We start from the raw sequence: 10,801 nt of genomic DNA on the forward strand, positions 1-10,801 counted from the left end.
ATTCTTAAATAAATTCAAACTTCATTCCTGTAGTTTCCTGAGAACTCCTTCCAACAAACACTTCAAATTCACCTTTTTCAGCTTTATATTCATTTTTGCTATTGTAAAATTTTAAGCTTTCTTCTTTAATAAAAAAAGATACTGCTTTACTTTCCCCAGCCACTAAGAAAATTTTTTTGAAGCCTTTTAATTCCTTTACTGGTCTCACTATACTTCCATATAAATCTCTAATATACATTTGGACAATCTCTGTTCCTGCAAAAACTCCAGTATTGGTTACAGTAACCGAAACTTCTATACCTTCTTCTGCTGTCATTTTATTGCTACTAATATTCATATCTGAATATTCAAAACTTGTATAACTCAACCCATATCCAAAAGGATAAAGTGGTGTATTTGGCCCATCAATATATTTCGAAAGAAATGGATTATAATTACCTTCAGTATAAGGTCTACCTGTATTAAAAGAATTATAGTATATTGGTATCTGACCTTGATTTAAAGGAAATGTCATTGTAAGCCTGCCTGAAGGATTATAATCTCCCACAATAACATCAGCTATAGCATTTCCAGCTTGTGAACCCAAGAACCAAGTTTCAATAATTCCATCCATATTGTCATCAAACCACTTAATAATAAGAGGTCTTCCATTTGTAAGTAGTAAAATAATAGGCTTTCCTAATTCTTTTATTTTATTTGCAAGTTCTAACTGTACTTCAGGTAAATTTATATTTTGTCTTGAAGCTGCTTCACCACTCATTTTGCTACTTTCACCTAAAGCTAAAATTACTATATCAGCTTTTTTACAAGCAGCTAAAGCTTCTTCAAATCCGTTTTCTATCTTGCTATCAATATTACAACCTTGAGCATAAGCTATTTCAACCTCTTTACTAGTAAGCCCTTCTAATATTGTAACAGTCTCATCACCCTTATCTGAAAACTGCCATGGACCTAGCATATCTTTTGAATTAGCACAAGGACCAATCAATGCAATTTTACTATTTTTCTTAAGTGGTAATATTCCATTGTTCTTTAGAAGTACTATAGATTCTCTTGCAAGTTCTTTGCTTTTTTCTAAGTGCTCTTTTGAAAAAATTAATTTATCTGCATCTTCAGGTCTTATGTATTTAAAAGGATCATCCATTATACCTAACTTAAACTTACTGCTAAGAATCCTTCTAACTGCATCATTAACAATTTCTTCACTTACCTTTCCTTCCTTAACAAGTTCTGGTAGATAAGTTGAAAATGAAGTTGTAATCATCTCTATATCCATGGTTGCAGTTACAGCTTTCATAGCGGCATCCTTCTTATCCTCAGCTGCTCCATGTATATAAATTTCATCTACTGCTGCAAAATCTGATATTGTAATACCCTTAAAGCCAAGTTCTCCTCTAAGTAAATCCTTTAATATGGCTTTATTCCCTGCAACTGGTATACCATTTATAACATTAAAAGAATTCATAACAGAAGCGGCACCTGCATCAATACCAGCTTTAAATGGTGGTACATACGTATTTCTAAGTGTTGCTTCTGATATTTCAACGGTGTTATATTCTCTACCACCTTCTGCAGCTGCATAGCCTATAAAGTGCTTTAAACAGGCAAGCATACTATCCTTTTCATAAAAGTCTTTCCCTTGATAGCCCTCAACTTGAGCTTTTGCAATTTGTGCACCAAGGAAAGGATCTTCTCCTGCACCTTCACTTACACGTCCCCATCGTGGATCTCTTGAAATATCAACCATTGGTGAAAAAGCATACATAAGTCCAACAGCACTAGCTTCTTTTGCAGATATTCTCACGGCTTCCTTTATAAGCTCTGGATTAAAACTACATGACCAAGCAAGTGGAATCGGAAATACCGTTTGATAACCATGAATAACATCTTGCGCAAACATTAGAGGAATACCTAACCTTGATTTTTCAACAGCTAACTTTTGAAGATAAAATATCTTTCCAGGATTATTGCCAATAAATATTAAAGACCCTGTTTTTCCTTCTTGTATAAGCTTTTCAATTGGTATAACTTCTGAATTGCTACCAACTGCAGAGGTATCAGTACCACTAGCTTGATACATCTGCCCGATTTTTTCTTCAAGTGTCATCTTTCCTAGAAGCTTTTCAACTTCCAATTCTATTTCTTTGTCACTTCTTCTCTTAATGATTTTCCCTCTATAGCTTGGTAATTCCTCTAGCATAATATCTTGCTTTGTCTTTCCTAAAAATACTTCTGCCTTTCCTTCTAATTCACCAGCTATCGCTAAACTTCCACTTACATTGTAATGGTCATTTTCAAATATAAGTTGCATTTCATGAATAATTCCTGGCGCTCTATAGAAATTTGTCTTAGTTTTAATTAAGCCACCATTACTAAACTCAACCTTCAGTGGCTTTATTTTCATATCTATCTCAAGAATTTCAATTTTAAGCTCATCATTTAAGATGGTAAATAATATTGAAAGTTCTCCATTTTTTGTTTTAGTTTTTATTACAAAACGTCCATTCATTTTTTATACTCCTTTTAATATAGAATAAATTCAAAAATTCTAGTCATCCCATTAAATTATTTTTATAAATTATAAAAAACACAGTCGATAGAATAAAAAATTAACTTTTCATTCTATCAACTATATTTATAATTTAGTATTATTTATTAGCAGCTTCCGCCTTAGTTTTTTCTATTGTCTCTCTTACTTTTTTCATCATAGCTGCATCAAGCTTATAGAACTTCATTCCTATAAGTCCTGCTATTCCTCCTACTAAAGGAAGTCCAAATAATATACAATATACAGCTATACTAAAATTCGAATTCATTACAGTATTTGGCTTAATAACAACATTTCCATAACCAGCCAATGCAATTGCTACTCCTATTATAAAAGTAGATAGAGATGAAATCATCTTGTCAACAAAGGCAAATAATGCACCCATCATTCCTGGTATAAATCTTCCACTTCTATAAGTCTCATAATCAGAGCAGTCAGCTATCATAGGCATAACCATACCACCAGCTACTTGTAATAAAGCTTGCTGAACACACATTAAACATAGTACAATAATAAGCCCTGGCCCCCAGCTATTAGGTTTCGCAAACATAGGTGTTAATATTATAAGTGTAATTAAAAGTACTATACTGATTATAGTTGCAGTTTTGAAAGCTCTCTTTGCATCGTTCTTTCTTGCAATATTTACTGCTATAGATATTATTATAAAACTAGGAACTATAGTATAAAGCGAAAATTTCCCTTGTAATGAAGTATCTAATATAATATTAGCAAAGAAATATGTTAACCCCGCTCTTACACTAGTTGATGCAAGTTTATCAATACAAGCTGCAGCCATAACCATTTTTATAGGTGTATTATGCTTAATAACATCAATATAATCTCTAAATTTAACTTTTACAGAATGTCCACCTAATCCAAAAAATTCTTCTCTATCTTTACTCCATAATGCTATAATAGCTAATATTGTACATGTTAAAGAAAATCCCATAAAAACTAATGAAGCATCTTTCCAAAGCTGTGGATCAATCATATTTTTAGTATATTTAGATGCCATAAGCGTTGTAAGCACAAAAGCTCCACCACTAAATACAATACTACTATATGCACTACTAAATAATACATATGTTGGTCTTTGCTTAGGATCATTTGTTAAACAAGGTTGTGCACCTTTTGTTACTGTTGTTTGAAATGTATAACCTAAAATATATATAGCATAAGCTAGTGTTGTAAAAATATACTTTTGAGTTGTTGGCAAACTAGCTGGAACTCTGAATATTGAAAATATTCCAATGAACATTATTAAATTTCCTGCTAACATAAAAGGCCTAAATTTTCCAAATTTAGTATTAGTTTTATCCATTATAAACCCTATTATTGGATCAATAACACCATCTGAAATACGCATAATTGATGCTATAGCACCAACAACTACAGCCGCAAGGCCAAGAACATTTTGTGTATAGAATGCATAAAACGTTATAAGGAACATTGTAATATTAGTTGCTGCATCATTTAATGGAAATAATGCTATCTGCCATAATTTTGCTGTATTATATTTCACATCACCATTTGCTTCTGTTTTTTCTATTTGACTCATTTTGAATCCCCCTTGTATTTATTAATAATTTCAAACTAATATTTCCTCGATAAACATAAACTTCTTATTTCAGTACATAATATATCGTTTACACGACACTTACACTTAGCTAATATTTTATTTGTCTTATGTATATATTTCATTGACACTTATTAAAATAATCCTTATCATATACTTAATTTGTTGCTTAACTTATATACAAAGTAATTTATGCATTTCTCAAATAACTTCCTATTATTCTACAATCATCGAGGTCACTGGATGTTAAAGTTACTTTTATTCATGTTTTATAATACTCAATTTCTCAACTCCTTTTCGAAAACATTTTCATTGCTGTAATTGTAGTTTATAATATAAAACAAAATACGACATTAACAATTTTGATGTTCTGTATAAAATTATTGCATTTAAATAATTTTTATATTAAAACTTCTAATATATATTGTAATTAATTTTTCTCATCCTACATCTCGATATTAACTTAGCTTACAGAGATTCTAATTGTAATTTTATTATTGCAACTTATATAAAATAAAAATAAAAAAATGGTTCATAATTTAGTTATTAATACTAAATTATGAACCATTTTACCTCATTCACAAATTTACTTTCCAAACAAAACTTAGGGTAATCCTATTAAATGTTCTTATATAATAATAGAATTATCTCATACTTTTCCTTAGATTCTATTCATGAAAATCATTGTATTTTTATTTAACTTTATCTAAATTATCTTCTAGTCTCCCACTTATTACACCAAACATGTTCATTAAAATGTGTTCCTTTAAATTCTGATTCGCCCATCATTTTTTCAATTGTTTGACGTATAACTTCTCTAGTATCCTTATAAGCATTTATATAAGTTTTTACCATTGGTACATCTGTTAAATGAGTAGTAAAGTTTAGTGATACAAATACTGTTGGTAATTCATTTACATACCATGGCATATCTGTAGACATTGGGCACTTCCATCTTATACGGTAGTTATTTTCAGCAGCATACCCTACGATATCTGCAAAAATTATTGCTGCATCAAAGTTATCTTTTAGATCCTGAATTTTCCCTTTTATTCTAGTTGAACCATCATTTAAGGTCACTTCAAAACCTGCTCTTTCAAGCTCTTCAATAATTATTTTCTCTACTTTGTTATCTCCACCTTTTTCAAAGCCACCATCGCCAAACAAAGTGTGAAGTCTTATTCTCTTATGTGTACTTGGCTTTATAGGTAATTGATTTTTAGTGTCTTTTATTAAAGAAATACCTAAGTCTGCAGCTTCTTTAGCCAAAGCTAGATGTTCTTCACACCCGACAACCTTTAAGTCTTCTTTATCAGGTATTAATGTACCTTTCTTTTGCTTTTCATGTAATTTTAATGATGCTTTTAACCCTAAAATTCTACGTAATGCATCCTGTAATCTTTCTTCAGTAATCACACCATTTTTATAGCCTTCTAACATAAAGTTAAAATCTTCTTCATTTTCATTAAAAAATAAGAACATATCACACCCAGCAGCAATTGCACCAGGTACATAATCTTTACGTGACATTGCAGCAGCAATACCTATCATATGTGATGCATCCGTTATTACTAATCCATTAAAATCTAATTGATCTTTTAGTAATCCATTTATTAATTCAGGCGATAAGGTTGCTGGCATTACATCTTCATATTTTAAATTCGGATTTAATTTATATTGATATTCTGGAAGTGCAATATGTCCAGCCATTATAGTCATTAGCCCATCATCAATTAATTGCTTATACACTTTACCAAATGTTTTGTCCCATTCATCGACACTAAGTTCATTTACACCTAAAAGTAAATGTTGGTCACGTTCCTCAGTTCCATCTCCTGGAAAATGCTTAGCACAAGATGCGATATTACTTTCTCTTAATCCCTTAATATATGCACTTGTGTATTTTAAAACATCTTCTGGATTAGTACCATATGCTCTTGTATTTACTATTGTATTTCTCCAGTTATACAAAATGTCAGCACAAGGATCAAAATTCCAATTACAACCTATAGCTGTAGCCTCACGACCACTTACATATCCTGCATTATATGCTAATTTTTCATTTCCTGAAGCTTCGCATTGTGCTCCTGATGCAATATAAGTCCCATCACTTATTGCTCCATCTCCACCCGCATCGCAATTACAAGCTACAAGAAGAGGTACTTTACTTGCTTCTTGTAGTCCTGCAAGTAATTCATGAACTTTTTCCGATGTTCCTCCAGTATATCTAGCTCCGCCTATATGGTATTTTTCAATTATCTTTTTATTTATATCACTATCAAAACTCCAAAATAAGTTAATAAATAACTGACCTATTTTTTCTTCTATTGTCATTTCTTTTATTGTGTTTTCAACCCACGTAATATCCTCATCACTTAAATAATATGGCTTAACTTTTAAATCAACTAATTTCATTTTTCCCTCCTGCTAACTAGACTAGTTTTATTTTAATGATGAATTAAACTCATCAATTAATTTTTCTTGATATTCACCTTTATAACTTCCATCCATCAACTTAGGCACAGCTTCTGTTGCTAAACGCTTCCATGAAAATTCCTCTTTTCCAACAAGTATTGGATAATATAAAACCCCATTTTTTAATGCTGCCTCTAAATCCCCAGGTGCATCTCCTACCATTAACACCTTATCATTAGAAAAATTATTTTCTTTTAATCCTGCAATACACGCTGCCTTAGTACCAGCTTCTTGTCCAAGCATTACCTTTACACTAGGTGCTAATTCATGTCTTGTCCATTCTTCCATTACAGCTCTCCCATTTGCTGATGAAACAATAGCAATATCTGCTACCATACTTATTATTTCTAAACCTTCTTTAACAAACGGAAATGGTTTATCCTCATTATGTAATTCACTAATTGCTTTATTAACAGCATTACTCCATTCCAATGCTTTACCTAACTGCTCATCTTTTGTTTCTTCAATAGCTTTTTCTAAAGCTGGATTTGAAAGTTCTGGAGTTGTTTCAGTCCATTTTTTTATCGAGCCAAACTCTGGCATATTCAATCCTTCTGCTGTTAGAACCTCAAATATTTCTACTAATCCCTTAAATCTATTAATACCTCTTGTTTTAGAATACAAATTTATATTATTCCAAGTTTCAAGAAATTTTCCCTCAATAGCTTGTAATCCCCATACCTCAACAATTTTAGGTCCAAAGCATTTTATATGCTTTACATCCATTGTGTCCATTGCACATCCATCGGAATCTACGCATACTAAAAACTCTTTGCTTTTTTCAAATTCATTTATAGTAATTTTCATCAAATCATCTCCTCATTTGAAACCATTTTCAACGTTGCAATTACATTTTACATTTTAAAGAAGAATATAACATTAATTATTTTGCTTAATTGTATAATATTATTGCATTTAATATAAATCTCTGTTATTATGTTTAAAATTCTAAATATTTTGAGATTGGAGAAATTATAAACATGAAAAATAAAATTATAGAAAAGCCAATTTATAATATTTCTTCTGTTATTCATAGATTATGTAAATTGAATTTAGAATTTATAGGTCTCCAGTTAGATACGTCCTTTAATCTAATTAGTACGAAAATTCCTTCTATATTTGAAAGCTCTAAAGTTAAAACTTTCTCATATATTCATGATCTTTTAAAAGGTAAAAAGCCTCATGAAGTTATTTATTATACGGATAATTTTAGGCTTAGCTATCTATCAGTTGGTTTTTTTGAGCAATTACAGTATAAAGGCACAATTATTCTAGGACCTTTTCTTTCTTCTATTCCAAATGATGCTTTCATTTCTAAGATAATAGAAAAAAATAATTTATCATTAACCTATAAATTACAATTTAAAGAATACTACAACGCTCTTCCAATATATGATTATAATGATACAAAGAACGTGAGTGCTTTAATGCTTAATTTAGCTTCAAATCCATTTTTTTCTGGTAACATATTGTATTTAGATAACGAAACTCATGATATTGCCACAGAAAATAATAGTTTTAACGCCGAAGAATTTACTTCTGAAATAGAACTTAGATATAGATTAGAAAAAGAGATTTTAAATGCAGTTGAGAAAGGTTTAAAAGAAAAAGCTCTAGACCTTGAGAAATCATTTCACTTTCAAGCAAGCCATAGAGCTCCAAACAACCCATTAAGAGCTAATAAAAATGTTGTCTTTAGTTTTAACACCTTACTTAGAACAGCTTGTGAACGTGGTGGGGTTTCACCCATATATATTAGTAATTTATCTGATAAGTTTGCAATTTTAATAGAAAATATATCTACTATGGCACAGTTTGAAGCAATGGCAACTAAAATGATTTCTGAGTATTGTGACTTAGTAAACAAATACTCCACTAATGGTTATAGTAGTATTATTAAAAACGCTATTAACTATATTAACTTGAATTTCGAAAATCAAATATCTTTGAATGTAATTGCAGAAAGTATTAATATAAATCCTTCACATCTCTCAAGGCAATTTAAAAAAGAAACAAATATGACAATCACAGAATTTATAAATAACAGGAGAATTAATGAGGCTAAATTCTTAATTGAACAAAATCAAAATTCTATTACTGAAATCGCACTTATGGTTGGCTTTGAAAATCATAATTACTTCTGTAAGGTTTTTAAACAACTTACATGCTTAACTCCTAAGGAATATTTAAAGAAATGTCATTAATAAATAAAAAAACAATAGTAATGGTGCGCACTATTATTTTATCTTGATATGATATTAGTTCATAGGTTACCATTCCTCAGTTATATTTATTGGTGTAAAATTATATCCAACTAGTTATGCACTATAATTTAAATTCATCTCTTATCTATTGAAAACACTAAGCTAACGCCATATAAAATTTACACCATTTTTACACCATGGTTTTATTTAGTTATGTCCACTTATATTTTCTTAAAAATATAGACATTAGTATTTTCAAGGCTTGCAGCCGTTTATAGATATTTAAAATATCTTTTTCATTGAATCAGGGGTTCGATTCCCTCCGAATATAAGAAATGTACTAAATGATTTTGTTGAACTTAAAAAGAAAAACTTCTCCTAAACTTACTGCTAGAAACGAGTTACTGATTATAGTATCGATTAAGACATATTCAAAAATAGATGGCTTAATGCCATCCATTTCTTTGTACTATATGCATTTTTTATTTAATTATTTTTTGCTAAATAGTAAAGAGTTCTTACACCAACCCCTGTACCACCTTTGGAATAATAACTGCTTTCTTGTTCAGCCCATGATGTACCTGCAATATCTAAATGTAGCCAAGGTTTATTTTGTACAAATTCACCTATAAATAATCCTGCTGCAATAGTTCCAGCATTCCTGCCTCCAGTATTTTTCAAATCAGCTATATCAGATTTAATAAGTTTTTTATAATCATCGAAATTAGGCAATCTCCAAACTTTTTCATCAGCTTTAAATGAAGCACTTTCTAAATCTTTATAAAGCTCATCGTTATTAGCTATTACAGCCGTAGTAGTAACTCCAAGTGCAACTAAAGCTGCACCTGTTAATGTTGCTACATCTATAACCTTATTAACTTTTTCTTTTTCAATTATATAATGTACTGCATCTATAAGAGTAAGTCTTCCTTCTGCATCAGTATTTAAAACTTCAATATATTTACCAGCCATAGAACCAATTATATCTCCTGGCTTATATGCTCTGCCAGATATTAAATTCTCGCATGCCGCAATTACTCCTACAACATTTATCTTTAGCTTTTTCTTTGCAATAGCACTAATTGCTCCAATAACCGATGCAGCCCCTCCCATGTCAGATTTCATTGTATCCATACCGTTAGTTGGCTTTATAGAATATCCACCTGAATCATAAGTAAGTCCCTTTCCAACAAGACCTAATATATCATCCTTCTTGCTTTCATCTCCAAAATATCTCATTACAATAAGTCTAGGTGGGTTCTCTGAACCTTTAGCCACTGATAAAAATGCTTCCATTCCAAGTTCATTAATTTTACCTTCTTCAAATACTTCAACTTGAAATCCATATTTACTTCCAGTATTAATAACTTCTTCTGCAAGAGTTTCTGGGTATAATATATTAGCTGGTTCGTTCACTAGATCCCTTGCAAATTTAGTTGTTTCAACAAGTATTGAAGCTTCATCTATATATTCATTTATTGAATTTAGATTTTCACTCTCATCAATACTAATGCTTACCTCAATCTCTAAATTTTCATTAGCATCAGTTTTATATTTTTCAAATTTATATTCTCCCAAACCAATTCCTTCAATTAAAGATTTTATAGTATCTTCAACTGATAACTTTTCACTAAATATCATCTTTAATGATATTTTTTTAGCTTTTAATTCAATTGCCTTTTTTATTGCCTTTCCAAAAGAACTTCTTATAATTTCTGTAGTCAATTCCTCTTTGCTTCCAAGTCCAACGAATACAATATCTTGAACTCCATTTGCAGTTACATTTACGGCGCCTATTATTTCTCCTGCTTTACCCTTAAATTTGTTACTATCTTTGAAGTGCTTATGTATTACATTTAAATTTTCATCCTCCAAACAGTTACCTTCACTATACACTGGAAGCATAATCAAATCAGCTTCATCAAATTTAATTGTATTAATTTTAAATTCCATATTATTTCCTCCATCTATAATTCACTTTTATAGTATTATTATACC

General features: G+C 30.4%; 6 protein-coding genes. 1 reads left to right on the forward strand and 5 read right to left on the reverse strand.

What is annotated here, in order from left to right; all coding sequences use genetic code 11:
• Window positions 1-4 precede the first annotated feature (4 nt).
• The 4 genes from bglX to CLCHR_RS10120 all read right to left on the reverse strand — a co-directional run bounded on the left by bglX (window position 5) and on the right by CLCHR_RS10120 (window position 7,406).
• The gene (bglX, locus tag CLCHR_RS10105) at window positions 5-2,509 is read right to left on the reverse strand and encodes a beta-glucosidase BglX (RefSeq protein ID WP_079439589.1); all 2,505 of its coding nucleotides are present in this window, start codon (window positions 2,507-2,509) and stop codon (window positions 5-7) included.
• 139 nt (window positions 2,510-2,648) lie between these two features.
• On the reverse strand, window positions 2,649-4,106 hold the full coding sequence (locus CLCHR_RS10110) for an MFS transporter (protein ID WP_079439590.1): 1,458 nt from the start codon (window positions 4,104-4,106) through the stop codon (window positions 2,649-2,651).
• Between the two features lie 729 nt (window positions 4,107-4,835).
• Entirely contained in the window at window positions 4,836-6,539 is a 1,704-nt protein-coding gene (locus CLCHR_RS10115; RefSeq protein WP_079439591.1) for a glycoside hydrolase family 3 protein, read from the reverse strand.
• Window positions 6,540-6,566: 27 nt separating this feature from the next.
• On the reverse strand, window positions 6,567-7,406 hold the full coding sequence (locus CLCHR_RS10120) for an HAD family hydrolase (RefSeq protein ID WP_079439592.1): 840 nt from the start codon (window positions 7,404-7,406) through the stop codon (window positions 6,567-6,569).
• A 173-nt stretch (window positions 7,407-7,579) separates the two neighbouring features.
• On the opposite strand from CLCHR_RS10120, the gene CLCHR_RS10125 reads away from it, so the two are divergent.
• Entirely contained in the window at window positions 7,580-8,803 is a 1,224-nt protein-coding gene (locus CLCHR_RS10125; protein ID WP_079439593.1) for a helix-turn-helix domain-containing protein, read from the forward strand.
• 486 nt (window positions 8,804-9,289) lie between these two features.
• Here CLCHR_RS10125 and CLCHR_RS10130 read toward each other — a convergent pair whose 3' ends face one another.
• Window positions 9,290-10,756 (reverse strand): leucyl aminopeptidase, encoded by a 1,467-nt coding sequence (locus CLCHR_RS10130; RefSeq protein ID WP_079439594.1) that lies wholly within the window; start codon window positions 10,754-10,756, stop codon window positions 9,290-9,292.
• Window positions 10,757-10,801: the final 45 nt, after the last annotated feature.

Source organism: Clostridium chromiireducens (assembly GCF_002029255.1).
GTDB lineage: Bacteria > Bacillota > Clostridia > Clostridiales > Clostridiaceae > Clostridium > Clostridium chromiireducens.

What these genes read in the sequence shown, in the direction of transcription:
- bglX (WP_079439589.1), bottom strand. Translation starts at nt 2,509, where the DNA reads ATGAATGGACGTTTTGTAATAAAAACTAAAACAAAAAATGGAGAACTT.
- CLCHR_RS10110 (WP_079439590.1), bottom strand. Translation starts at nt 4,106, where the DNA reads ATGAGTCAAATAGAAAAAACAGAAGCAAATGGTGATGTGAAATATAAT.
- CLCHR_RS10115 (WP_079439591.1), bottom strand. Translation starts at nt 6,539, where the DNA reads ATGAAATTAGTTGATTTAAAAGTTAAGCCATATTATTTAAGTGATGAG.
- CLCHR_RS10120 (WP_079439592.1), bottom strand. Translation starts at nt 7,406, where the DNA reads ATGAAAATTACTATAAATGAATTTGAAAAAAGCAAAGAGTTTTTAGTA.
- CLCHR_RS10125 (WP_079439593.1), top strand. Translation starts at nt 7,580, where the DNA reads ATGAAAAATAAAATTATAGAAAAGCCAATTTATAATATTTCTTCTGTT.
- CLCHR_RS10130 (WP_079439594.1), bottom strand. Translation starts at nt 10,756, where the DNA reads ATGGAATTTAAAATTAATACAATTAAATTTGATGAAGCTGATTTGATT.